25 protein-coding genes and 1 riboswitch are annotated in these 26568 nt (G+C 36.1%); of the genes, 3 read left to right on the top strand and 22 right to left on the bottom strand.

The features are described 5' to 3' along the window. Positions 1 to 38 precede the first annotated feature (38 nt). The 9 genes from U5921_RS13460 to U5921_RS13420 are packed head-to-tail and all read right to left on the bottom strand — an operon-like array spanning position 39 to position 10206. Entirely contained in the window at positions 39 to 1613 is a 1575-nt protein-coding gene (locus U5921_RS13460) for an ABC transporter substrate-binding protein (RefSeq protein WP_324823975.1), read from the bottom strand. Further along, complete coding sequence (locus U5921_RS13455) at positions 1610 to 2605, bottom strand: ABC transporter ATP-binding protein (RefSeq protein ID WP_324823974.1); 996 nt, start codon at positions 2603 to 2605, stop codon at positions 1610 to 1612. Before U5921_RS13455 ends, U5921_RS13460 begins: the two co-directional genes overlap by 4 nt. Positions 2606 to 2615: 10 nt before the next feature. Continuing rightward, positions 2616 to 3389 (bottom strand): ABC transporter ATP-binding protein, encoded by a 774-nt coding sequence (locus tag U5921_RS13450; protein WP_324823973.1) that lies wholly within the window; start codon positions 3387 to 3389, stop codon positions 2616 to 2618. Next, complete coding sequence (nikC, locus tag U5921_RS13445; RefSeq protein ID WP_324823972.1) at positions 3382 to 4203, bottom strand: nickel transporter permease; 822 nt, start codon at positions 4201 to 4203, stop codon at positions 3382 to 3384. Before nikC ends, U5921_RS13450 begins: the two co-directional genes overlap by 8 nt. 14 nt (positions 4204 to 4217) lie before the next feature. Continuing rightward, complete coding sequence (locus tag U5921_RS13440; protein ID WP_324823971.1) at positions 4218 to 5138, bottom strand: ABC transporter permease; 921 nt, start codon at positions 5136 to 5138, stop codon at positions 4218 to 4220. Between the two features lie 49 nt (positions 5139 to 5187). Next, positions 5188 to 6939 carry an ABC transporter ATP-binding protein gene (locus tag U5921_RS13435; RefSeq protein ID WP_324823970.1) on the bottom strand — a complete coding sequence of 584 codons (1752 nt, stop codon included), beginning with the start codon at positions 6937 to 6939 and terminating at the stop codon, positions 5188 to 5190. Between the two features lie 6 nt (positions 6940 to 6945). Continuing rightward, complete coding sequence (locus U5921_RS13430) at positions 6946 to 8673, bottom strand: ABC transporter ATP-binding protein (protein ID WP_324823969.1); 1728 nt, start codon at positions 8671 to 8673, stop codon at positions 6946 to 6948. A 4-nt stretch (positions 8674 to 8677) separates the two neighbouring features. Further along, the gene (locus U5921_RS13425) at positions 8678 to 9439 is read right to left on the bottom strand and encodes a class I SAM-dependent methyltransferase (protein ID WP_324823968.1); all 762 of its coding nucleotides are present in this window, start codon (positions 9437 to 9439) and stop codon (positions 8678 to 8680) included. A 17-nt stretch (positions 9440 to 9456) separates the two neighbouring features. Then, on the bottom strand, positions 9457 to 10206 hold the full coding sequence (locus tag U5921_RS13420; protein WP_324823967.1) for a class I SAM-dependent methyltransferase: 750 nt from the start codon (positions 10204 to 10206) through the stop codon (positions 9457 to 9459). Positions 10207 to 10335: 129 nt separating this feature from the next. Further along, a riboswitch (cobalamin riboswitch) is annotated at positions 10336 to 10515 on the bottom strand. Between the two features lie 72 nt (positions 10516 to 10587). Here U5921_RS13420 and U5921_RS13415 point away from each other — a divergent pair. After that, positions 10588 to 11394 (top strand): MerR family transcriptional regulator, encoded by an 807-nt coding sequence (locus U5921_RS13415; RefSeq protein ID WP_324823966.1) that lies wholly within the window; start codon positions 10588 to 10590, stop codon positions 11392 to 11394. A gap of 98 nt (positions 11395 to 11492) precedes the next feature. Here U5921_RS13415 and U5921_RS13410 read toward each other — a convergent pair whose 3' ends face one another. Continuing rightward, positions 11493 to 11756, bottom strand: coding sequence for a hypothetical protein (locus U5921_RS13410; RefSeq protein WP_324823965.1), 264 nt, complete (start codon positions 11754 to 11756; stop codon positions 11493 to 11495). A 132-nt stretch (positions 11757 to 11888) separates the two neighbouring features. Further along, entirely contained in the window at positions 11889 to 12656 is a 768-nt protein-coding gene (locus U5921_RS13405) for a hypothetical protein (protein WP_324823964.1), read from the bottom strand. A 277-nt stretch (positions 12657 to 12933) separates the two neighbouring features. Here U5921_RS13405 and U5921_RS13400 point away from each other — a divergent pair, with 277 nt between their 5' ends. After that, on the top strand, positions 12934 to 13116 hold the full coding sequence (locus U5921_RS13400) for a hypothetical protein (protein ID WP_324823963.1): 183 nt from the start codon (positions 12934 to 12936) through the stop codon (positions 13114 to 13116). Positions 13117 to 13336: 220 nt separating this feature from the next. Here the strand turns inward: U5921_RS13400 and U5921_RS13395 are convergent, their stop codons facing one another. From U5921_RS13395 to U5921_RS13345, 11 genes are all read right to left on the bottom strand, one after another. After that, a complete protein-coding gene (locus tag U5921_RS13395; protein ID WP_324823962.1) occupies positions 13337 to 13804 on the bottom strand; it encodes a hypothetical protein in 468 nt (155 codons plus the stop codon). Between the two features lie 17 nt (positions 13805 to 13821). Beyond that, positions 13822 to 14022, bottom strand: a complete 201-nt coding sequence (locus U5921_RS13390; protein ID WP_324823961.1) for a hypothetical protein — start codon at positions 14020 to 14022, stop codon at positions 13822 to 13824. Between the two features lie 403 nt (positions 14023 to 14425). Then, entirely contained in the window at positions 14426 to 14881 is a 456-nt protein-coding gene (locus U5921_RS13385) for a chemotaxis protein CheX (protein WP_324823960.1), read from the bottom strand. Beyond that, entirely contained in the window at positions 14871 to 15299 is a 429-nt protein-coding gene (locus U5921_RS13380; RefSeq protein WP_324823959.1) for a hemerythrin family protein, read from the bottom strand. The genes U5921_RS13385 and U5921_RS13380 overlap by 11 nt, the downstream gene beginning before the upstream one ends. A gap of 95 nt (positions 15300 to 15394) precedes the next feature. Further along, positions 15395 to 16345 (bottom strand): peptide-methionine (R)-S-oxide reductase MsrB, encoded by a 951-nt coding sequence (gene msrB, locus U5921_RS13375; RefSeq protein WP_324823958.1) that lies wholly within the window; start codon positions 16343 to 16345, stop codon positions 15395 to 15397. Positions 16346 to 16512: 167 nt separating this feature from the next. Beyond that, the gene (locus tag U5921_RS13370; protein ID WP_324823957.1) at positions 16513 to 17481 is read right to left on the bottom strand and encodes a Gfo/Idh/MocA family oxidoreductase; all 969 of its coding nucleotides are present in this window, start codon (positions 17479 to 17481) and stop codon (positions 16513 to 16515) included. A 126-nt stretch (positions 17482 to 17607) separates the two neighbouring features. After that, a complete protein-coding gene (locus tag U5921_RS13365; RefSeq protein WP_324823956.1) occupies positions 17608 to 17892 on the bottom strand; it encodes a hypothetical protein in 285 nt (94 codons plus the stop codon). A gap of 258 nt (positions 17893 to 18150) precedes the next feature. Then, positions 18151 to 19443 carry a nucleotide sugar dehydrogenase gene (locus U5921_RS13360; RefSeq protein ID WP_324826003.1) on the bottom strand — a complete coding sequence of 431 codons (1293 nt, stop codon included), beginning with the start codon at positions 19441 to 19443 and terminating at the stop codon, positions 18151 to 18153. 151 nt (positions 19444 to 19594) lie between these two features. Then, entirely contained in the window at positions 19595 to 20728 is a 1134-nt protein-coding gene (locus U5921_RS13355) for a DegT/DnrJ/EryC1/StrS family aminotransferase (RefSeq protein WP_324823955.1), read from the bottom strand. Beyond that, a complete protein-coding gene (locus tag U5921_RS13350; RefSeq protein ID WP_417765016.1) occupies positions 20725 to 21417 on the bottom strand; it encodes an acyltransferase in 693 nt (230 codons plus the stop codon). Before U5921_RS13350 ends, U5921_RS13355 begins: the two co-directional genes overlap by 4 nt. 251 nt (positions 21418 to 21668) lie before the next feature. After that, the gene (locus U5921_RS13345; RefSeq protein ID WP_324823954.1) at positions 21669 to 21950 is read right to left on the bottom strand and encodes a hypothetical protein; all 282 of its coding nucleotides are present in this window, start codon (positions 21948 to 21950) and stop codon (positions 21669 to 21671) included. Between the two features lie 174 nt (positions 21951 to 22124). Between U5921_RS13345 and U5921_RS13340 the strand changes: the two genes are divergently transcribed. After that, the gene (locus tag U5921_RS13340; RefSeq protein ID WP_324823953.1) at positions 22125 to 26525 is read left to right on the top strand and encodes a glycosyltransferase; all 4401 of its coding nucleotides are present in this window, start codon (positions 22125 to 22127) and stop codon (positions 26523 to 26525) included. Positions 26526 to 26568 lie beyond the last annotated feature (43 nt).

The following is a 26568-nucleotide window of genomic DNA, read 5'->3' as shown; positions in this document are numbered from 1 at the left end:
ATAAAAAAAGCCGCAGTATTCTGCAGCTTTTTTCTGATTTACTCTTTGATATTAATTAAATTCCATTCTACATTTTCATAGGATGTCGGTGCCATAACCAAATTTTCCAAACGTGTATTATATACATACTCTCTTAATGGATAATAAATTGGAATTGTGTAAGCCTGGTCATTGAGATATTTTAATACTTCATCGTATTTTTCCTGTCTCTTTTTCTCATCTTGTATTCTTATTACTTCATCTAAGTCTTTGTTCAAAACTTTATCAGACCAGCAGATTCCGTAAGTATCCTCTGTATAAGTAAACATAGATCGAAGGAAGCCATGCGGATTCCAAGAATCCTCATAGGTTCTGTATAAAATCAGATCAAAATCTCTGTTTTTCCAAATGGAATCATAGTATGCTGCAGATTCTTTCAAGTCCAATTTAAGTTCTACTCCAATTTTCGCATATTCAGACTGTAAGAATTGACTTAGCAATTTCCAAGAAGCGTATTCTTCTGTCTGAAAGACCAGATTTAAAGATAGTTTTTTCCCATTCTTTTCTACAATTCCATCTCCATCACTGTCTTTATAGCCCGCTTCACTCAAAAGCTTCTTTGCTTCTGCTATATTATAAGCATAGCCTGGACTGTTTTCATCTGTCACATAAGGTGTTGTATCAGGAAGGAGCCCCTTTGCTGCCGTACCTCTGCCGTTAAAAATATTTTCTATAATTGTTTCGCTATCTGTTGCATAATTCAATGCTTTTCGCACCTTTGCATCCTGCAACACCTCATTTTCTTCATTCAACATTACGAAGAATCCCATCGTCCCTTTGGCACTCAATATTGCTAAGTTTTCATCTTTTTCTACGACCGGTAAGCTGTCTTCCGGAATATCTGCAATCGACAAATCCGCCTCTCCACTTTGCAGTGCCATGATTCTAGACTGTCCATCTGTTACTTTTTTAATAATGATCTTATCCAGGTTTGGCTTCTTTCCATAATAATAAGGATTTGGAACCAATACAACTTCTTGCTCTGAGACATAACTTTCTATCATCCATTCTCCGGTTCCGATCATGGATACAAATTCTCCGCTGTCATCATACGCGGATTGTGATGCAAAGCGATAAGGTCTTGGATATGTAAGCTCTGTAAGACACGGATAACAAGCATCTTTAAATGATATTTTTACAGTGTAATCATCTATCTTTTCTATCCCCGTCATTTCCGAAGAAAAAGTTTTCGGATCCCATTTTTCAGCACTGAAGATAACACTGTTTGCATTAAAATCACTTCCGTCTGAGAATTTTACACCTTTACGAAGATAAAAAGTATATGCATTTCCCTCAGGACTCACTTCCCATTTTTCAGCAAGTGCCGGTTGATATTCACCATTTTCTCTGTATTTTATCAACGGCTCATAAATCATTTCATATAAGCTGAATTCCGTGCTTGCTTCCGTCGGTTCTCCTAATTCCGGATCTAAGCTGGCGCTTGATAGTACGACAATTTCATTCGAATCCTTGTCTCCTTCCTGTCCTTGTCCATCTTTTTCTGACGAACAGCCGATGAGTGATAAAAGCAAGATCATTCCAAGGATTGTACATAAAATTCTTTTCATTTTCATAGTTTTCTTTCTCCTTCCATTTTATCATTTATCATATGGCAAGCCACCATATGGCCTGAATGAATCGATTTTAAATCCGGTTCTTTCTCAAAGCAAATTTCCTTCCGACACGGACACCGATCTAAGAAAGCACAGCCGCTTTGGGTTCTATCACTCATGCAAAAGCAAATAGCTTCATCCTGATCTATACAAATTTTTCGATTGGATGGATCTGCCGTAGGAATGCAATTCATTAATAATTTTGTATAGGGATGCCTCACTGTCTCAGCCAGATGTTCTACCTCATCAATCAATTCTACTATTTTCCCACGATACATCACTGCAACGTGATCGCATACATATTTCACTGTAGATAAATCATGTGTTATAAAAAGATATGTCAGGCCCATCTCTTTTTTCAGTTTATTCAGCAAATCTAAAATCTGTTTTCGAACAGAAAAGTCCAAACTTGAAACCGGCTCGTCACATGCAACAAATTCCGGGTTTATGACAAGTGCTCTCGCAATATTTACTCTTTGCTTTTCACCTCCGGAAAGCTGATACGGGTACCTGTTTTTATGCGCTTCCCTCAATCCTACCTGGTTCAATATACGAATAATTTTTTCATCACAGTTTTTCTTTGATACCTTTTCATTATTTAAAATAACTTCTTTTAAACTCTCATATACGGTGTAAGAAGCATCAAATATCGTGCTGCTATTTTGAAAAATCATTTGTATGTTTTTTCTGTAAGCCTTCATTTTCCTCAAATTCAAATTGGTTATATTGTTTCCTTTGAAATATATTTCACCTTTGCTTACCGTTTCCAATGCACATATCATTCTTCCTAATGTCGTTTTTCCGCTTCCGCTCTCGCCGATTAGCCCAAGAGATTTCCCCTGTGAGATTTTAAGATTCACCTCATTGACAGCCAAAGTATCCTTATTTTTTGATAAAACTCGACTTGTACGAAACTGTTTACTGACATTTTGTATTTCGATCAGATCGGGCATGACATTCCTCCTAAACCATAGCTTTCAGAAGCATTTTAGTATACGCATTCTCCGGCCGTTCAAATATTTTTTTTGTAGTACCTGCCTCAATAATTTTTCCATTTTTCATGATATACACATCATCTGCAATCTCAGCAACAACACCTAAATCATGTGTAATAAACAGTACTCCCATATCAGAATTACGGCTTAAATGATAAATTTGCTTTAATATTTCAGCCTGTAAGGTGACATCCAATGCAGTAGTCGGTTCATCTGCAATCAATAGTTTTGGCTGCATGAGCACCGCAATTGCAATCATTACTCTCTGACACATTCCTCCGCTTAACTCAGAAGGGTAGCTCTTCATAATCGCCTCTGGGTTATCAAATTGAAGGAGTTGCAGCTGTTCCATACCAATTCGATAAGCTTCTTTCTTAGAAATATTCTTGTGTGCCAAAATTCCTTCTATTATTTGATTTTCTAACTTAAATACAGGATCAAGGGAATCAAGAGAATCTTGAAAAATCATGCTGATTTGATTCCCCCTTATCCGGTTCCATTTTTTTTTATCTACCGTCTTCAGCGGCTCTCCATCCAGTTCGAAGATATCCCAATTGATTTTGGCCTTTTTGCTCAAAAGTCCCATGACTGCCAGAGACGCAGTCGTTTTGCCACACCCGCTTTCTCCAACTAAAGCAGTAATCCTACCGCTATGTACACTTAAATCAAGGCCTTGCACAATTTTCTGTTCGTTTAAGCTTACTTCCAAGTTCTTAAGCCTGAGCACTGCTTCCTTATCCATAGAATTCTCTTCCCAACGCATTTTTTAGCCCTTCTCCTAACATATTAAATCCCATGACAACTATAACAATTGCCATTCCGGGATAAATCATAAGCTGCGGTTGTGTTTGAATGTAATCTTTACTGTCACTGATCATGACACCCCATTCCGGTGTCGGCGGCTGCGCCCCCAGCCCAATGAAGGAAAAACTTGCAATTGCAAGGATAATGGAACCCAGTTCCAAAGCTGCTAGTGTGATAATTGGTGCTGCCAGGTTTTTTAATATATGTTTTATAATAATTTGTGAATGCAAACAGCCTGATGACTTTGCAGCCATAATAAAATCTTCTTGCCTTATTTTTAAAGTCATACCACGGATCAGTCTGGCGTAACCAGCCCACCATACAAAAGACATCGCAAGAATCATATTTCCAGCACTGGCACCAAGTGTTCCTGCTACGGCCAACGCAAGCATAAAGCTTGGAATCGCAAGGATGACATCAATTGCCCTCATGATGAAATCGTCTGTTTTACCACCTGCATAGCCTGCAAAAAGTCCAATCGGTATACTAATCACCAGCGTTACAAGCAGCACTGTACAGCTATATAAAAGGGAAGCTCTTGCCCCATATATGATTCTTGAAACAATGCATCTTCCCAAATTATCTGTTCCCAGCCAATAGTGCATACTTGGCGCTTGAAGCTTATTCGCAACATTGATTTCATAAGGATCGTTCGGCGCAATCTCCGGTGCAAATGCAGCTAACATAATGAAAAAGATAACGATAGCAAAGCCAAAAATAGCTTTTTTTTGTTTTAGTAATTTCTTCAGCAACGAAACTCCCCTCCTTATGAAAGCCTGATTCTAGGGTCTAGGAAGGAATATAAGATATCAACCGCTAGATTGACTAATACAACAATAGCCGCCATGACCATGACATAACACTGAATGACAGGAACATCCTTGCTCACTACTGCTTCCAATGCATACTTCCCGATTCCTGTTATTGAAAAAATTGATTCAATAATAGATGCTCCACTTAAAAAGCCTCCAAATATCATTCCGAACTTTGTTACAACCGGCAGAATCGCATTCTTTAATGCATGTTTTCCATACAAATTCAAAGAAGAAATACCTTTTGCCTTCGCCGCTTTCATGTAGCCTTTGTCTAATACAGAGCTCATACCTTCTTTCATAAGCCGAATGTTCATTCCCAACATTCCAAACGCCATCGTAAATGCTGCAATAAACATTCCGTCACCGCCTAAAATTTGAATGACTTTTAATTTTGCTCCCAGTATATATAAGAGCATAAGGCCCACCCAAAAAGATGGCATCGAGACAGAAAAAAAAGTAATGATTTTACCTACCGTGTCAATCACGCCACCCGGTTTTAATGCTGAGAGCATTCCGAAAGGAATCGCGATTACAATCACAATAAGCAGTGCCTCGAATGACAATTTTAAAGTATTGGGAAAGTAATGAACAAATTCTTTTAAAACAGGTTTGTTCGTTTTATACGAATTCCCAAAGTCACCCGTACATACTTTTTTTAGCCAATGAAAATATTGCTCGACCGCAGGTTTATCCAGCCCATATTTTACTCGAGTAAGCTCGATATTCGCTATCGTTGGCCGCACGTATTCTTTTTCTGCTAAAATTCTAGCTGCATCTCCAGCGCCTAAAAAGCTCAGAGAAAAAGTCAGCACCGATACAATGAATAAGACTGGCACTAAAAATAAGATTCTTTTTAATATAAATTGATACATGAAATTACCTCTCCCTGAAAACTTTCAAATATATTTTTCTAAAATAATTTTATTCGAATTGTGCTTTTACAAGGTTCCGGTATACACCTTCTTCTCTTATGAGCTTTTCATGGTTTCCAACCTGAGCAATTCTCCCTTTTTCGAATACAATAAGCTTGTCCGCAGACAGGATCGTGGAGAGACGGTGCGCTACAATTAATTTGGTGTAGTCTTTACAGTTTTCCTTAATTGCTTCTTCAATCAGCCTTTCATTTTCTGTATCCAAATTAGAAACAGCTTCATCCATAATTAGAATAGACGAACCTTTTAAGATTGCTCTGGCTATCGCAATTCTTTGTCTTTGTCCTCCGGACAACTGAGCACCTTTTTCACCGGCTAATGTATCATATCCGTTTTTCATTTCTATGATAAAGGAATGCGCCAATGCCGCTTTTGCTGCTTTTTCTACTTCTTCATCCGATGCGTCTGGTTTTCCTAATCGTATATTTTCTCTTATGCTTTTATGAAATAAATACACATCTTGAAAAACAACTGAAATGAGATCCTGCAGGTTACCTAAAGCCATGTTCCTAATATCCAGTCCGCCTATTTTAATGCTTCCGCTTTCTATGTCCCACTGCCTGAGAAGCAAACGAATACAGGTAGATTTTCCTGCTCCGGAAGCCCCTACTAAAGCAACTGTTTCTCCTGGATTTACTGAAAACGAAATATTCTCCACGGCCAGTGGCAGTGTTTTTTTGTAACGAAAGCTTACATCAGAAAATAAAATCTCTTTATTCAATTGAGATATATCTGTCTCCTTACCGCAATCCTCAACTACAGGTTCTGTATTTAAAATTAAAAATACACGATTTGCCGCTGCAAAAATCAGTCCAAAATTTCTTGCGGTATTACAGATCTCAATGATCGGATTGAATGCAATTCCTGACAGCATAACGACTACCGTAAACCATTCAAATACTAAATTCCCATCGAATACAAGAAGGGCAGAATATGCGGTAACACAAATCATCGCAATACCAACAACTACTTGAAGCAGTGCGCCTTCCGTTCCAAGCCGCTTTCCATATTCCAACTGGCTTGTATACATCTTATGCATATATTTCATATTTTTCTTCTTGTATCTATCCACATAGTTCAATGTAAGAAGCTCTTTAATTCCCTGAACCCCTTCAACAATTACAGCATTTGCCTCTCCAAGCTCTGCTCTTACTTCTTGTCCTTTTTGATCTGCTTTTTCTTTCATTGAAAGCGGTACCCATATGAGAACCCCTATAAATAAAAGCATGATCAGGGGAAGCATTATATGAAAGCTCCCTAGAAAAATCAACAAGATTGCAGGCACAACGAAGGCAACTACAATACTGCCAAAGGAATGTGCAAAAAACCATTCTAATAACTCTACGTCGCTCATTAATATCGAAGCAATCTGTCCAAGTCTTTTGTTTAAAAGCAATGCCGGAGACACCTTTTCAATGGCATCGTAAAGTTTAATACGAAAATCAGAAAGCACTTTAAATGCCACATCGTGTGCAAGCCACATTTCGCCAAAATAAGCCGCCACCTTGCCTAAAACCAATCCGAGAAGAATGGCAATGAGAAGGTTCATTCGTCCATCCAGCTTATTTTCAAGCACCAATCCAACCATATATGCACAGGTACATGAAATTCCAATTGTAAAAATATGATTAAGAATCCCTGTTACAATCGCTCCGAGCATACGAGCAGCATATGGTTTTAAATGCTTCGATAAATAAAATACATTCTTTAAACGATATTGCTCTTTGTGATCTGTCTGCATTCATCCTCACCCCGCTTCCTGCGCCTGTACCAGCTGCTTATAAGTACCGTTGTTCTGAATGAGTTCGAAGTGCGTTCCAGATTCAACAACTTTTCCTTGTTCCATAACCACAATCTCATCTGCATGCTCGATGGTTGAAAACCTATGTGCAATGATAATTGTCGTCCGATTCTTCGTTAAATTCTCCAGTGCACTTTGAATGAGTTCCTCGTTTTTAATGTCTACACTGGAAGTGGCTTCATCTAAAATAAGAATTGGTGCATTCTTTAAAATTGCTCTTGCAATGGAAATTCTTTGCCGTTCTCCTCCGGAGAGCGTAGCCCCCCGTTCTCCAACAATCGTATCATAGCCATTCGGAAGATCCATAATGAATTCATGTGCATTTGCAGCCTTTGCTGCATTTATAACTTCATCCATTGAAGCCTTCTCATTTGACATCTTTAAGTTTTCAGCAACTGTTCCATAAAACAAATAGGTATCTTGAAATACTACTGCAATTTTCTCTCTTAAATATTCTAAAGAATACTCTTTGATGTTTTTCCCATTAATCAAAATCGTTCCTTCTGAGAGGTCATAAAATCTTAAAAGTAAATTCACCAAAGTAGATTTACCAGATCCAGATTTACCGACAATTGCCACTGTCTTTCCTCCGTCAATCTTTATATGAACCTTATTTAGTACAAGCTTTAAATCTTTTTTGTACCTGAAATCCAGATCATGAATTTGAATCATAGGTTTTTCATTAATTCCTTCTGTGATATCACCTGACTCTTCTGTCAATGCTGTACTTTGATCCATCAATTCATATAGCTGCTCTGCAACCGAAAAACCCAAATAACTGCCATGCCAATATGTATTTAAGTCTGCTAGCGGTTTCATGCATTCTCCTATCAGAAATAAAATAATCAGAAGGCTGGCATAGGATATTTCTCCCACTGCCGTATGATATACCGACAATGCAACTGACATAGAGGTGCCTATGCTTATAAAAAGAATGATTGCCGCTGAATCTGCCAAAGACATTCCTGTGTTTTTTATAGATTCTTCCGAAAAGTCCTTAGCATCTTTCGCCATCTGCTTTCCGATACGCTTACTTGCATGAAATGCTTTTAACGTCTCCATTCCCTGCATGGAATCGACATACGCTGCATTTAAATCTGCATACTTTCTCCAATATGTAATCATCAACTTGGATACCGCAGGCATAAAAAAATGCGGCACAACAATCGATAAAATGGTCATCAGGATCACAAGCAGTCCCACATAGACATCTAATATGGATAGATATACCACCGATGCCAAAACAGATAGAAAGACGATTGCAATCTGCGGTATATAAGAGACCAAAAAAACCTCAAATGCTTCAACTCCATCCGTTAAAAGCGACTGTATATTGCCACTCTTAACCTCATTCAAATACCCCGGGCCCAAGTCAATGATTTTATCCAGGATCATATTTCGAATCTTCGTCTTTACTTTCGCTGCCATTTGCTTTGCGTATCCCTCCTGATAACGCAATAGGAATGCACGGATTAAAATGGCAACAAGGCATACTGAGAGATAAAGCATGACCGTTTTCATCGAATCTTCGTTAAAGGCGGAGGTAATCCCTCTCGCTATCATAAAAGCTTGCAAAAAACTCATTGCAATAATGCCTAATCCGATTAATATTTTTATAGTTACTTCTTTTTTTAAATCTTTTAAAAAGAAAAGCAATCTCATATATGAACCCATAATTTTATTTTTCTCCGCCTACCATGAATTGAGGTGTGACTCCATTTAACTCTTTTCCAATCTCATCCCATACGCGTTCTGAAACATCAATGGTTGAAAAGACTTTAGAAAAGCCAGTTTCAACTAAAGCCTGCAAATCCCATTGCGGTCTTTTTTTATCACTCATAAACAAGCTTCTGCCCAGCGCATCCCCTTCTTCCGGATCTCTATGTTGATGAACTCCTCTCAGGTATTTTTCTTTAATACGTCTTTCATTTTCTTCATACTTTTTTCGCAGCTCTTCATCAAATAAATGCAGATACCAGCATGCATCAAAGATTAATAGCTTCCCGCCGGGTTTTAAAACACGATACCACTCTTTATATGCTTTTACAGGATCATCGATTGTCCATGTAAGGTTTCGGCAAACGGCCATATCAAATGTATTATCTTGAAATTCTAATTCCTGGCTGTCCATTGTAATTAAACGTGCACAAAATCCTTCTTTTTTCAGGTTTTTATCGGCATATGCAATCATATTTTCCGTAATGTCAATACCAGTCACACGATGGCCTGCTTCCGTCAATACAATAGGGAAGAAACCCGGTCCGGTTCCAATATCTAAAATATCAAGAACAGAAGTTTCTTCTGCATAAGATGGTTTATTTTCTAAAATAAGTTTTTTCCATTCCTCCCTCTGGAATCCTTTTAATTCATCTTCAATTCCACTGCTGTAAACACTTGCTTCGCCTTCCCAGTAATTTTTAATTCTTTGGTTGATATCCATTGCTGTTCTCCTTATTTTTATTTTTCTCCACAAACCATAAATGGCAGTGTTTTTTTATTAAACTCTAGCGTTAAATCATCCCAAACCAAATCAGAAACATCTAAATAGGTTTTAATATTTCTATATCCGATTTTTTTCATGACGTTAATATCCCATTCCGGTCTTTTTTTATTACTTAAAAAAAGATCCTGATCTATTTTTTCGCCTTCTCCCGTATTGCAGTATAGATGCGTTCCTCTATTGTATTTTTTTATCAAATAGTTCTGATATTCCTGATATTCTTTTTTCAATTTTGGATCAAATCTCCATAGATTCCAATTCGCATCAATGATAAAAATTTTTCCGCTAGGCTTTAGAACCCGATACCATTCCGCATAAGATTTTTCCGGAAACTCCAAGGTCCATAACAAGTTATCACCAATTAAAATATCAAACGAATTGTCTTCAAACAATAAAGATTCTGCATCCATTTGAATAATTCTTGCTGTTCCTCCTGATTTTTGAACGCGATTTTTAGATATGTCCACCATGTTTTTCGAGATATCCACGCCCAGAACATTATGATTTGTTTTTGATAAACCCTGTAATAAAAAGCCGGTTCCGCTTCCCAGCTCTAAAATATCTAATTGGCAGTCAAAGGAATTGTACTCACTTAAAATCACTTGTACCAATTGGCTTATTATTTTTTCATAAGCTTTATCTTCAGGCAGTGTTCCACAATAAAAATAGGCTTCGTTTTCCCAGTAGTTTCTGATCCGCTTTCTCATAATACACCCTCTAATAGCTACAAATAAGGGAATGTCCCATCAAGTAATTTCCGTAAAATAAAAAAAAGACACCTTAATCGAGAGATGTCTAAATTTACGCATTAAAGCAGAAGGCTTTCCATCTCTCGTAAAAAACCTATTATTATAAGCAGGTATTCCGACTTAAACTCCAACGCTCCATGCGGCCTTCCCAAATTTCTTCAGTGGCTAAATCGCATGTCACTCGTTTCCACGGCAGCGAGACTGTTCAGGCTTATCCTGATTCCCTGTGAGAATGCTTTGATTCTCTCTTATAACTCTTATAATTCTTATTTATTTGACAATTTTCATTATAAACTATATAGTTGCTATATAGTCAAGGCTTTTTTGAAAGGATTTCTCATGAGTATTTATTTTTCTACCGGACAAATTTGTGAAATATTCAGCATTCCAAAGCAAACACTGCTCTATTACGATAAAATCGGCTTAATAAAGCCCGATCATATTAATGAAAAAAATTTATACCGCTATTATTCTATTGAACAATTTTCTTATTTATATCTGATTCTCGCTTTAAAAACCAGCGGTATTGAATTGCAGCAAATCAAATCCTATTTAAACAAACATTCGACTGAGCAGACGTTTCAGTTACTAAGTTCACAAATACAGACTTTAGATACGCAGATAAAAAAACTTCAATCTGCACAAAATACATTCGATCAAATTCTGAATCAAATAAAATATGGCTTTTCTTACAATGAAGAAAAACCATATAAATATTGCTATTTTGAAGAAATTTATCTCTATGCTCTAACGATTGATGATTCAGATGTAACAAATGATTTTTCGCTCACTTTTTCAAAATTGATGCATCCGTTTACCGATGATCCAGCTTCGAGAAAATGGCAGTATGGATGGATTGTTTCTTTGAAACCTTCCGGTGAATTTAAAAATAGAGAGCTTTTTTTGGAGCTGGATAAACCAATTGATTCTCCAAACCTCATTATACGCCCCGCCGGAGAATATTTGTCTACCTTCCATAAAGGCTCATACGATACGCTTGCTGATACAAGAGAAAAACTTTTAGAATATGCTTCGGAACATTCTATGACCATCCTTGGCTATCTGTATGAACGACAGCTGATTAATAAATTTATTACAGATGATGAGCATGAGTTTATTACTGAGATTTCCATTGCTGTGGAGTGAATGATTTTCATGTGTTTGGTTCAAGCTCTACTTTCATATTTCCAGACGCATTAAAGGAAATCTCAATCTGATAGTTTTTCATTTTACCATCTAAGAATTCAATTGTATGTAAATGCTAGGCTAATAAAAGTAAACCGTGTGATGAATTTCCTGATTTTTAAATCTTTCATAATCGATAATAACGTACTCGAGGCAATCGTAATAAATAATAAAATTATTGCACTCATTTTCATAATAGTAATGTTTTCTATTATGTAATCCTTTGTAACTAATTTAGGTGATATCAAAACAACATATCCAATAAGTACCCATGATGCTATATATAAAATAGCGCTAAATATTGTGTAAACTGTTTTCTGCATTTATAACCTCCTCCATTCTCCTACACAGGCATATTCTTCTGTTTTATACCTTTATTTATATTATCAAACACAACGTTTCTTATTCTGTCTTCTCGGACTTTTTTTCTAACTTTCCAGCTTGTTTTCACAAATCTATATTGATACCGATGGTACTGAAGTTGGCGAATAAGAACCATCAACATTTAAACGTAAAGTAGGCATTATCATATAATAATATCCAGCCCCATAATAGCCATTTCTATTTATTTCTCTGAAAGTTGCCTTCTTTCCCGTCAATGTTGCATAGCTTTCTTTCACTACCGGATCTTGAGTTGTTGTAGCATAGTGCACCCAATACCAGACGTATGAATAGCTAAAAGAATTAGTATCACAATAAGTGATTTTATTATTATTGCTTTGCCAATCCATCTCAACTTCAAATTCAAGTATTGTCAAATATCCACTCTTAGCTTTTTTTCTGAAAGTAGCTTCATATGAGTTTGCTGCTGATTTTAATTCTGAGAATTTCTTGATTTTGTTTACTTCTTCGTCATTCAAGGGATTTAAAATTTCTTTCATAACTTTTTCACCCTTTAATTCAATTGATGCAACTTCCATTTCTAATTCATCAACAGGTATATCAAGCAACACGCCTATTTTATCTAACAAAAAAGAAGCTTCCTCCGCATTTTGCTCCATAACACAATTATTAAACTCAGTATTACTAAAGCTGCTAAAAGAAATAGGTTCCGATGAAGTAATTTCTGTTTCAATATTAGTCGGTGTAAATAGATATTTTACAATCAAGTCTTTCTTGAGCGGATCATCAATTGACTCTATCGTCTTTGTCACCTCAGGAATAGTATCTAAATTTATTGATACACATAAATCTTCGTCAAAAACAGAATCTATCGGATCCACCTCCTTTTACCAATTATCTCTTTTATTCATATTGTCAGTTCTTCTATAATAACTTTATTACATTCGAATATATTTGTCAATGATAAGTATATATTATTAAAATTCCTCTCAATATTTTAGATGAGAATAAATTTATTACTAAGGCTTCTATTACAATACAGTAACGATTCCAATAAACTCAATGTGTCGATACTGTTTATATATCCTTCTTTATTCTGGAAATATAAGATATACCATTCAATTAAAAGATCATAAAAAGTATTTAAGGGAGTAAACGATGACAAACAGAAAGGTACAAGGATATTTTGCAGGAAGTACACTAAAATGGATAGCTATTATTGCAATGTTTATTAATCACTTTGGAGACATAATACTCAAAGGCATCATTATGAATGCACCATACTCTGCTTTTTCAAATTTATTTAAGCTTTACTTGAATCAACTTTTCAGCTTTCAATAATATTCTTTAATTGTTTTCTCTCCAAATAGATGCTTTTTAACAATACAGTTAGAAAATAACCGAAACAAACACTTCCACATATCTCTAACTTTTTATCTGAAACCAAGCTAAAGTAAGGTAAGCTAGGAAATCTACGACGCAGAATGGTACAAATAGGAATCCTAGATTCCATCATTTTGATTTTTTTACATTTAGTTTATCTCCTGTTCCATACGGATAGTTAGTTTACAAAAATCTCTTTGATAGTTACTGCAATGCCATCCTTCATCTTAACTTCAAACGGAACCTTCATAGGAACCTCTTCTCCTCTATACAGAAATTGATAAAACTCTTCTTTATCTGTTGTGTTATATTCTTTATCCTGCGCATTTTCGTCAACAAACAAATTAGATGTATCAAAGAATATATACTCTGTATTATCATCAATAACAAATGATTTCATTTCATTTAATGCGTTAAAATAATATCCGTCAGGCATATCCGTTTCTTCCAAATCAAGTTCCTGCATCCGGCTCTTATCTTCAAGTGTTATAATCTCAAACGTATCCAAATTTAGCGTATCACCATTTAATGAGATATATCCTGTATAAACTTCACCATCTGCCGGCAGATTATTTTGAGCTTCATCGCAGGCTGCCAGCGATATGCATAAAATTAAAGTGAAAATAACTATTATTATTTTTTTCATTCAAATTAACCATCCTTTCACGGTACAGAATCCACGCAAACGTCTTCCCAAACGGAACGCCCTTCTTCATCATATCCGACCTGCTCGGCCGCAGAAACGATTTCTCCTGTCTCAGGATCAAAAAATGCATTCATCCTTAAGCTATCGTTTTCACGGTTCGGTGAATATGGTGAAATCCCAGTTACCCGCATCATCTGTTGAGGATACTTTCTGTTCATTCAATTTATCCAATTCTTTTTCTGTAAGCCCATTATTTAAAGGGGTCAATTTAGAAAACGGAGAAAACCTTCCATCTTGATCAGCCCCATTTTCAATTTCTTTCTTTAACTGTTCCTTATCTACATTATTTAGTTCCGCAGCTCTTTTAATCTCTGAATCGGAAAATTCATATGTTTTTCCATCTAAGCTTACTGAAACATTAGAATCATTATCATTTTCCCTTCTTTATTTCATTAAACAAGCTTATATCTTATTTATAAACACAACTTATCATTTTCACATATATTTGTCAATGATAAATATATGTGATTGTATATTTCACTTGTATATTTATATCTGTTCATAAAAAAGGCGCATCTTTCTCAAATGCACCTTTTTTATCAAATCTTGTTTCTTGTTTTTCTAAACGGATTCAGCAGGGTTTAGTCTTATGTCTAAGCAAACATCACCTACTGAACTGGAAATGCAGCAATCTGTATGTAAAGAGTATTGCTTGCTGTCATCCGGCTTCGCAAACACCGGAGGTAATATGTCGCATTTCACATCCTGTGCAGCAAGCATTGTCAGAACATTACCACTGATAATATTCGCAATTTCAGAAATTGCAGAAGTTACGAAATCATCTACCGTGTCCAACTCCATGCTTGTCATAATATTTACCATACCCAGTGAAGTCTTATTCGGGAAACGGTAAACGACCTCTCCCTGTAATTCTCCGACTACACCAATCGAAATATCCAGCACATCCTCATAGTTGAAAGATTCCATAGGCTGCTCAGATAGTTCAGAAAGGTCTAGCATCAACTCAAATACATTGCGGGTTGCCTCTAAAAAGGAGTCCTGAAGATTATTCAGCATTGTTTTCTACCCCCTTTTCAATTGCATACGCAGCAATTCTCTGATCCTCCGCTGCCACATGATTAATCAGCCATGCTAGAAGTTTGCCTGCAAATTGCTGCATCAATTGTTCATTAAATCCGCTGTTCTCATACTCAGAAGTAACCTTCATCACATAGTTGACCATATCGGCATGAATCTTCTTATGTGCTTCATAGCCAGGATAACCAATGTGTTTTTGATACGCTTCTTCGTCTCGAAAATGCTCCACAACGTATCCATTCATAAATTCAAGGGTTTCGTTCACACGCTGCACTTTCTCTTCCCAAGATGCGGAAGAACGTAATGTCGTCACGAAATTTTCGACACGTTGAAACAATTCTTTATGCTGCTCATCCACAAGGGAAACTCCTAATTCATATTTATCTTTCCAAAGCATTGTATTTCATCCTTTCTTATCCATTTTTTAACCGAATCTTATATATTATATCAATCTATATTTGCCTCTTTCAAGTAAATCCATTTTTTTGACCATCATAATCGATTTAAATAGTCACCATAACCTTCGATCTCCATTTTTTCCTTTGGAATGAACCGAAGCGACGCACTGTTAATACAATAACGAAGTCCTCCTTTATCGACAGGTCCATCTTTAAATACATGTCCCAAATGTGCATCGCTGTTTTTACTTCTTACCTCAGTACGTACCATCCCATAGCTTTTATCAGTCACATCAATCAACTTCTCTGCATCAATTGGCTTTGAAAAACTAGGCCATCCACATCCGGATTCAAACTTATCACTTGATAGAAAGAGAGGTTCTCCTGTGGTAATATCCACATAAATTCCTTCACGAAATTCATTAAAAAATTCATTTTGAAACGGAGGTTCTGTGTTTCCATTCTGCGTCACCGTAAACTGCAGGTCTGATAAGCTTTTTTTCAATTCATCCTGTTCTCTTTTCGGGTATATGCGACTTACATCAGCAGCATGTTTTGCTTTTTCAAATTGATCGGTATCAATATGACAATACCCGCCTGGATTTTTATCTAAATAATTTTGATGATATTCTTCTGCTCTATAATAATTCAATAGCGGTTTTACTTCGATTGCAATTTTTTCCCTATGTTTTTCTTGGAGCTTTTTAATAGAATCATGAATTACCGGTTCGTCTGCTCCATTAGTAAAATAAATTCCGGTCCTATACTGTTGTCCGATATCTCCACCCTGACGGTTTACGCTCACCGGATTGATTGCATCATAGTACAGCTCTAACAAATATGGCAATCCAATCTTACTCTCTTCATATTCTACTTTTACCGTCTCTGCATGCCCGGTATCGTTATAGCACACTTCTTCATACGTTGGATTTTCTGTTCCGCCATTTGCATATCCGACTTCCGTAGACAAAACTCCCGGAATGCTCTCAAAGTATTTTTCAGTCCCCCAAAAGCAGCCTCCCGCCAGATATATTTCTTTTTTCATTGAACCACCTCTTTCATAAACTCTTCATAGCATAATATCTTACATATTTATTTTCATACCTATAAATTTTGTTAATCAAAAATCTCATATGTATTACATATTTCCCAATCATCCCCTTTACCATTCCATTTCCCAGGAAATTTCCTCTTCTTATCTTATTGCCACATCTAACTTTTTATTATATTGAGATCGTGTGTTATTTTTTCAAGCAGCTTAACTACCTCATGGCCGTTTTGCCCATACTCCCTCTTCTCGGAAGAACGAATCAGTTCAATAAAATAATTCAGTTCATTTTTTAACGGTGGAGAATAAACATAATCGATCTTTTCAATTCCTCCATCCACACTCACAGGACATTCTCCTGTCATATCAATCTTTTTTTTGTGTAAATACAGTTCCTTGTTTCGAGAAGAGTCATCAAAAGTTAACATCGCTTGGTCACCGACTACAGTAATTTTCTGCTCCTTTACAGGGTGCAGCCAAGAAACAGAAATGAATCCCTTGACATGATTTGAATATGTCAACTCGATATTTGCCATATCAAAGATCCCAGCCTGCAAAAATGAAGAAGCAAAGGCGTCCGTTTTAATCGGAACCTGCCCAGTTAGATAATTTATTACAGACAGATCGTGTGGTGCAAATGACCAAATTACATTCTCTGTTTGACGAACCGTTCCTAATTTTACTCTTGATGTGCTTATATACCTAAGCTTCCCAATTACCCCTGTATCAATTATCTGTTTTATCTTCATGACAGCAGGATGAAATAATAATTGGTGTCCAGCCAGCAAGGTTCCTCCGTATTGTTTTGACATCGATACTAATTCTTCTGAATCTTTTGATGATAATGCAAGTGGTTTTTCAACTAAAACATTTTGACCGGCTTTTAATAACTTTTTTGCTAATTTATAATGAGTCTTTGCTGAAGTCGCCACTATAAATCCTTCAAACTTACCACTCAAAGCATCTTCCAAATTATTGAAGGTTTTTACATCTACATATTGCTCAGAAAGTACAGCAAGCCGCTTCGCATCAAGATCAACAATGCCCGCAAGACTTCCCATTTCATATAGGGTTTTGATATGATTTTCTCCCCAGCGCCCGCCTCCTACTACACACAATTGGCATTCTGACATGTATCATTCCCTCATTTCTTATATACTTTAAAACTCTATCAATATATGCTTTTAATATGTTTATTTTCATTATTAATGATATATACAAGCAACATGCACTGCTGCTATTATTTTACTATCTTCTTTTTAAAAAGGAGCCCTATACCGAATCGGATCAGGCTGTTTTTGCTTTCGTATTTCAATACCATCTTCAATCTCGTTAACAATTGACTTTTCAAGAAATTTTATACTGGAAATCATTTGGCAAATTTGTTCATTTGCTTCCATTAAAATTCTCGTTGATTCATTTCTTCTAAGCAATGTATCCAAATAATCAGCCTGTGTACACAAGATGCTTGCGACTGCAGTTTGAAATATCGATGTAGATTCTATTACATTTGCGCCCAAAAATATGTTGTTATATTGATTCACCTTGATATCCCTCCATGCTCTTCTCCGTAACAAACTACTTCCTATATAGTTCAAAGAAATATTCATACTTAACTAAAATCCACATGCTGTGTTTCAGATATACCAGGATATTTCTGTCCATTCTTTATTCAAGCACCTATTTCTTATCCATATCATTTATCTACTGTAATTTACGTAAAGCGAAAAAAATCAAATAATGACCGGTCTCCTCCAATATTTTTTCTTTCATCTATTTCAATTAAACTAGATCATACTTATTCAAATGCATTCTATATTACATCTGTTTTTGATCTGCTTCATTGCATTTTTTGTATCAAAGACTATCTTTGCATTGCTTTGTATGAATGCATAATCATAACAGCTGTGATCCGTTAAAATAATAACCATATCGGCTCGTTCTATTTCGTCTGCGGTAAGCTCTACACTATTTAAAAAAATCTCTTTCCATTGAAAGTTGGCGACATACGGATCGGAATATCTGACAGTCGCTCCATGCCGAATCAATTCTTCAATAATCTTTAAAGCCGGACTTTCTCTAATATCGTGAATATCTGGTTTATATGCAATTCCCAGTATGAGAATTGCAGCTCCGTTTAATGTCTTTTTATACTTATTTAATATCCTCATGGCTCGTTCTGACACATACTGAGGCATGTATGAATTAATTTCTCCTGCTGCCTCTATCAAACGAGAATCATAATCGTATTCCTTCGCCTTCCAAGTTAAATAATAAGGATCAAGAGGAATGCAATGTCCACCGATTCCAGGCCCTGGATAAAACGGCTGAAAGCCATATGGCTTTGTCTTTGCAGCCTCTATTACCTCCCATACATTAATACCCATCTTTTCGCAGATAATGCACATTTCATTTGCTAATGCGATATTCACATTTCGATATGTGTTTTCAAGGAGCTTTTCCATCTCTGCAACTTCAGGGCTGGAAACTTCAAAAATTTCCCCAAAAAGTACATTTCGGTACAATGCTGCTGCTAATTCTGTACTTTTCTTGCCAACACCGCCCACCACTTTAGGTGTATTTTGCGTTTTATAAATTAAATTGCCAGGATCAACTCTTTCCGGTGAAAAAGCTAAAAAGAAATCTTCTTCACATTTCAGTCCCGAATCTTCTAATAACGGCTTTACAAGTTCGTCAGTTGTGCCTGGATACGTTGTGCTTTCAAGTACAATCAGCATCCCTTTGTGAAGCCCTTGCGTAATATTCTTTACCGATTCTTTGATATAACTTAAATCTGGCTGTTTGTGTTTATCCAGAGGTGTCGGTACACAAATTGCCACACAATCTACTTCTTTAATAAAGCTCCAGTCATTTGTAGCACTTAGCTGACCAGATGCAGTCATCTTAATGAGATCTTCACTTTGTATGTCTCCAATGTAACTGACTCCGCTATTAACCATATCGACCTTTTTCTTCTGGATATCAAAGCCTATTGTTTTATAACCGGCTTTAGCCTTTTCCATTGCCAACGGTAGACCTACATAACCCAGTCCTATGATTCCGATGACCGCTGTTTTATTCATAATTTTATTCATTAAACTCGAATAAATTTCTTCCTGTTTTATGCTTGATTGTTCTTTTATTTTTTCTTGATTTTTTACATGCATGGATACCACCTCAGTTTTTATAAATTTATCAATTCCATATTCAGCATCAATTCTTATTAAGTTTTACTTCTTCAACAGCTCACATTGCCTCTATTGTTTTAGAAAACACGTTGACAACAGCATTGATTTCATCTTCTGTCAAATAAGGGTGCATTGGTAAGCTTAAAATCCGTTTGCTTATATCCTCTGCAACAGGGAAGTCACCCTCTTCATATCCCAAAGTTTTAAATACCGGCTGTAAATGCAATGGAGTTTTATAATAAATTGCAGAAGAAATTCCAGCTTCTGTCAGCTTACTCTTAAATAAGTCCCTTTCTTTTTCGTTTTGGCTTAGAACAGAGTACTGAGCCCAACTGGATTCATCTGTTTTATTTACATGAGGTGTTTGAACCATTCCTTGTAATTTATTATGATATAGTGATGCGATACGATTCTTAAGAAAAAGCTCGTGATCAAAAACCTCCAATTTTGCAAGAAGAACAGCAGCCTGCATGGTATCCAATCGGCTATTTAAGCCAATTCTCACATTATGGTACTTATCTTCTCCTTTTCCATGCACACGAATCGATTTAAGGATTTCATACATTTCGTCATCGTCTGTAAATACAGCCCCTCCATCTCCATAGCAGCCTAACGGCTTTGCCGGAAAAAAAGAAGTCGCTCCCACATGAGCCAGACTTCCGGTTTTTTTCCCTTTTAGACTACTTCCAAAGCTCTGTGCTCCATCTTCAAGAATTTTAAGATCGTATTTATCTGCTGTCTTCCAAATTTCTTCATAATCAGCAGGCAGGCCAAATAAATCGACAGGTATGATAACACTTGCCTTAAGTTCACCAATCTCTAGGACTTTTTTTACGCTCTTTTCCAGCTCGGACGGATTCATGTTAAAACTATTTTGGTCAATATCAACAAAAACAGGAGTCGCTCCCAAATTTGCAATTACTTCTGCAGTTGCCACAAATGTAAACGGCGTGGTAAAGACAGCGTCCCCAGGCCCAATTCCCCACGCAAGTAATGCCATTAGCAGCGCATCTGTACCACTGGAACAAGTTACGGCATGCTTTACTCCTACATAATCCTGAAGCTTATTCTCCAGCTCCTCTATCTCAGGCCCCATGATAAACTTTCCATGTCTGACCACTTTGGCTATGCGTCTTTCTACGTCATCCCGAATCCCATCATATTGTTTTACAAGGTCATTCATTTGTATCATTTAAGTACCTCGCTTAATTTCCCATCCTGCTCTGCATATTTTCTGCCGCAGTGACTGCACGTCAGTCCATTCTCCAACTTTGTTCCACATTCGCAGACCCATCCTTTGCGTTTCGCTGGAACGCCTACCATAAACCCATAGTCTGGAACATCTGAAGCAACAACTGCTCCTGCTGCGATAAAAGCATGTTTACCTATCATATTTCCGCACACGACTGTAGAGTTGGCACCTAATGTTGCCCCTTCTTTTACAAGCGTTTTTTTATAGAACTCCGTCCCTTTTTGCGGATATTTACTGCGTGGAAAAGTGATATTGGTAAAAACCGAAGACGGACCGCAAAATACGTAATCCTCCAATTCCACACCCTCGTAAACCGATACATTATTTTGAATTTTGACATGATTGCCTATCGTTACATTTGGTGCAATGTTTACATTTTGACCTATACTGCAGTTTGTTCCTATCACTGCATTCTTTTGAATGTGTGAAAAATGCCAAATTTTGGTTCCATTCCCAATCTTCACATTCTCATCAATATAGGAGCTTCCATGTGCATAATAGGATTCTTCACTCAATCTATTTGTCTCTGATTTGTGTTCTTGTTCTTGGCTCTTTCTCTTTCTATCTGTATTGATCGTTTTTTCACTAATAGGATTATCCTTAATCAGTAATAATTTTTCAGCTTTCATGCATTTCCCCCATAATCACAGTGTATTTTTTATCGTTTACTAAAAATGCCGGCAATGCCGGCATTTTTTTATAACATAGGAAATATTCTGCTGATAGTTCCATATGTTTCAAAGAAAGCACCTTAACCGTCGCTGCCTTTGAGGCAACATGCAAAAATAGGAATCTTTGATTCCATCATTTCTACTTTTTTATAACATAGGAAATATCGTTGCAGAGCTGATAGTTCCGCATGTTTTAAAGATTTCTGTTTTTATAACCCTGAGCTATAAATGCTCGTTCCTGCTGCAATTTTCCTCATGATAGAGGTTTCAAGAGTCGATAACGCACTCATCATAGTTGATATTTGACTATTAACAGTAGTCAGTGCATCTATACTTAAGCTGCCCGCAGAATATGCAGCAATAATTGTCTGAAGCTTATGACCTTCTGCGCCGATGATTTCAGCTGCGCTGGCATCAAAGTACGCTGACGATAAAACTAATTTTGCACCTAACGTAGTCTGAGCCGTGATGTTTAGTGCTGGTATTCCCATATTTATTTTCCTTTCTTCATTTAATACTCTATATTATGTACTCATCTTTCATTTGGTTCATTATAAATAACCTCAAGAATACACCGAACACCAATCTTATTAATATACTATGAAAGGCAGTTTACATCTGCCGAATCAATTACACAAGAATTTTTTATCTGTAGGAGGAAACCTGTGAAAGATTTAAGTATTGTTATCTTATATCAAAAGAGCGATCTACTTCCATGTATAGAGCTTCTTAAACCAATAATAAAAAAATTTGATACTGAACTCATTGTTATCAATAACAATGAGATTGAAGAATCGATTCCCTATAAATATGACTTAGTAAAGTTTGATCAAAACTATAAATATTTTAAAGAATTTTGTATCTCTTCCTGCTTAGGGAAAAGAATTATGCTCATTGACAGTGGTATTCTGCTCAGTGAAGCTTTTATAAATTTTATAACAAAACAGCTTGAAACGAATACTTATTTCAATATATCCTGTACCGTTAAAAGCTTTCTCTCGCCCAATAAAAAAGACGTATTTTTGCACGATGAAGTAATACTGTATAACCGTGGAATCACCGGATTTAATCATCACTATACCGAGGCCTCTATTTTGGATATCGGCTTTATAAATCCAGAACTTCCAATTATCGATCTATATATCAATAAATTCATTGAAAATAAAGCTTTTCAAGAGCTTTTTATCTGGTTCTCAAACTATATTGTAAATTTAACTCAGGAAGAACAAGCATACTGCTATAGTAAACTTGAAAAAATCAAAGCAGAAATTCAGGAAATTGACTGGCATGCCCTTGAATCCCTTTTCACTGATTCCGATTCAACAAACAACTACAGTAGATTCCTCTCATGCAAAAATGCTTATTTGACAAAGAGCATGAGTACTTCCAAGATTTTAAAAAAAATAAAAGAAATCAAGGTATCGCCTGATGAAACATATTTCAGCTGGCTATTAAAAGATTTTATTCTGCAAAAAAGGGATTCATTAAGCCTGCTTCGCAATCTGCCAGAAGCAGTAATGAAAAATTTAATTTTTTATTTACTTGAAAATGACGCGAATGCTTGGAACTATCTAAATACCTTTATTTCCGATATGACGCTTTACCTTACTGAAATTCAGAAGAAATCCGCTTCAACGAAAAGCATAAATAAAGTCTCCAAAAAAGAAATAGCTGCTTATACCAAGCTGATTTTGATATGCCTTGAGTATATGGATCAGCATGCAGATAATCAAAATGAAAAAGATCTGCGAATGAATATTTTTACATTTTATACCGCATTCGGTGAAAACCTTGTTCAACTAAATCAATTTCCAAAGGATTCGGAAATCATCGATTTAAAAATGGAAAAAAAACTAATTACAACGATAACCGAAATCCGTCATACCGACACTGCGCATGTAATTGAGAAACTCTCTGCTCTATGTGAAAAAATAGTGAACAAAAATAATATATTGAGACATTATATCCAAATACTCAGATTCACTCGTCAGCATTATAATAAAATTTTAAGTATCTGCATGATTGTAAAGGACGAAGAGAAAAATCTTTCCAGATGCTTGTCTAGTGTCAGCCCTCTCATTGATTGCGGACTTGCGGAATTGATTATCATCGATACAGGCTCTGTTGATCGTACCATTGAAATTGCACGCGAATACACCGATAAAGTATACCTGCAAAAATGGGAAGGCAACTTTTCTAAAGCAAGAAATCAAAGCTTGATCCATAGTGATGCGGAATATGTTTTTATTATGGATGCTGATGAAGAGTTCCGTCCTTCTGATCTTTCGGCATTGCAAACCATGTTTTCCACGCCGGATTACAAGCAATTCAGCACCTTTACTTTAAACATTATCAGCTATACAGACACAAAATTGCAAAATTATGCAGTAATGGCACAGCCTCGTATATTTAAAAATGATTCCACATTCCATTATTCGAGTGCCGTGCACAATCAGCCGGTTTTTAAAGGCCCCATCAAAAACTCGGATGTCAGTATCCTGCATTATGGCTATATTATGACGCCAGATATCAAAGAAAAAAAATACCAGCGTACATCGACACTTCTAAAAAAAGAATTACAGCGTGATCCACGAAGTATTTATTTTCGCTTTCAATTGTGTAACAGCTACGCGATGTACGGAGATTTGAAGAATGCACTGCATCAAGTTGAAATATATATGCGCTTAATCTCAGAAGAAGCTGAACTGCATGATAATGTTCTTATGTATTACAATAACGCTGCCGCAATTTATATCAACTGCTATCTATATGAAAAATCTGAAGAAGTATGTAATACCGCCCTTTCTATCGAACCCGATTTCATCGACTTTGTTTACTATAAAGGATTTATTCGATTTGAACAGGAAGATTACGAAACTGCATTGACTTATTTTAGTCGCTATCTTACACTGATTACGCATTATAACCAAATGAAAACAAAAGATGATGGAAGATTTGCCTTTTACACAGTTTGCAATTCTGAAGATGTAAAAAAGATGCTGCTTCAAACACATTACCGTCTACATGAATACGATGCATGCATTAAAGATATGGAGCAAATTCTTTCAGAAACGGTAAGAATAAACTGTATCTACGAGTTCATGAATGCTTGTTTGATTACAAATAACACTTCAGCATTAACAGACTTTTATGCAAGCAATGCAAATGGAACAACAAAAGAATTATTTGAAAAGACCTTCCGCTATTTTGAAGATGTACTTCAAAATGAAGCACCGAAAAATAATTTCTATACGCTTTCAGAATATACATGGGATGCTTTAGACTTTGAGAGTTTTTGGCCGTTTTTATATGAAGTGCTTCTAGAACTGTTAAAATTGGATGCAAAGAAAATAGAAGAAGACAGTGCACTTATTTTATATAAGAAGCTGTTGCAGCTTGTACTTCATAGAACAGAAAAGCTATTGTATGACTACCTTTCTGAAGAAGAGCTTGTTGATTTATATAATAAATATATGATTATCTGCTCGAAGCTGGCTTCTGGCGGAAAAGTTCATTTACTTGAAGCGAGAGAACGAATTTTTATTAAAAGAATCGTAGATGCTTATCAAGCAACAGATGCTTCCGAAATGTTATCACTTTTACAGAATTCCTTTTTAGAATATCATAAAATGAAAGGCATCGTAGATTTGTCAATACACATTCTCTTTCCTTCTTCCTCTGCTGAAACAACTGACACATCACCACACACTGAAGAGCAATCCAGCACAAATCGAATTGAAAATAAAGTAAATGAGTTGCTTGTCAAAATTAACAAAGACATTTCTCAGTTAGAAAATAGGTCAGCAGATACTTCTGAAAATATAGCCCAGAATATGTCTGCTGTTAAACTTATGATAAAAGAGCTGGAAAACTACCGTACCTTGATTCCTGTACAAATTTATCTATGCAGATTGTACAGTTTAACAAAACAATACCAGAAGGTCACGGAATCCTATTGCCGCCTTAAACTCAATTATCCATTAGAAGCGTCCATTCAAATCAAAGATTTGATCCCGCAAAGCTTATTGAAATCAAATCAAGAGGATTTGAAAATTCTTCATGGAACAATGGATGATACCAACAATACGATGCAAATCGTCCGTATGCTGAAAAACAATGGAGTCGATGCTAAGGCATTAAACTATATCCCTAAGCATTCTGAATGCACTTCTGATTATGAAATGGATATAAATTCCCTTGAAAATGGGGCTATGATCTTAGAACGTACGATTGATACTGCCGCAAAATTGATTCCTCAATATGACATCTTTCATTTTCATCATTCAAGTTCACTTCATTTCAAACAGCATGATCTTGCAATTATTAAAGACTTAAATAAAAAGCTAGTTGTAGAATATTGCGCTGAAAACGTGCGCACCAGCGAAAAAGCAGCACAACTCAGTCCCTATGTTCAGCTGTCTTCTGAGAAAGATTTAGAAATATTTAGAAAACTAGAGGTTTTCTCTAAATACGCATCATGCTGCATTGCACAGGATTATGAAGTTTATGAATATGTAAAAGATTTCTTTGATGATATTCATATTATTTCACCATTTGTAAGGATGCCGACTCTTTCTGAAATAAGCCGTCCAAGCAAAACGAGTCATAAATTCATCATTTCCCATTGTGCAGAAAACAGCCATACCGCTGGAACATCACATATCCTAAAGGTTATGGAAGAACTAAAATATCAATATCAATTTGATTTTAAACTGATTAAAAAAGCGCCTCTGGAACAAGTTCAAACTGTTTATCAATCCTCTGATCTCATTATCGGTGAGCTTTATGGAGGTACCTATAGCAGATATGTCATAGGTGCGATGGCATCGGGCAAACCCGTTATGGGATATATTAGTGATTTTATGAAGGAAAAATACCCAAAAGAACTTCCTTTGATTCCAACCTCTCCTGAAAGTTTCAAATCCGACCTTGAAAAAATTCTAAAAAACAAGGATATGCTAAATGAAATAGGCAAAGCAGGTCCAGCTTTTGTCCATAAATATCACAATGCAGATATAGAAATCGCAAAATTAATTAAACTTTATCATCACTTATCCGCAAAGTAAAAATTTCGGTATTCCAATGAAAGAAGAAAGTCCCCTGCAGTGA

Source organism: Sinanaerobacter sp. ZZT-01, from assembly GCF_035621135.1.
Lineage (GTDB): Bacteria > Bacillota > Clostridia > Peptostreptococcales > Anaerovoracaceae > IOR16.
The sequence above is the reverse complement of the archived record's forward strand: the minus strand, read 5'-3'. Positions and strand labels throughout refer to the sequence as shown.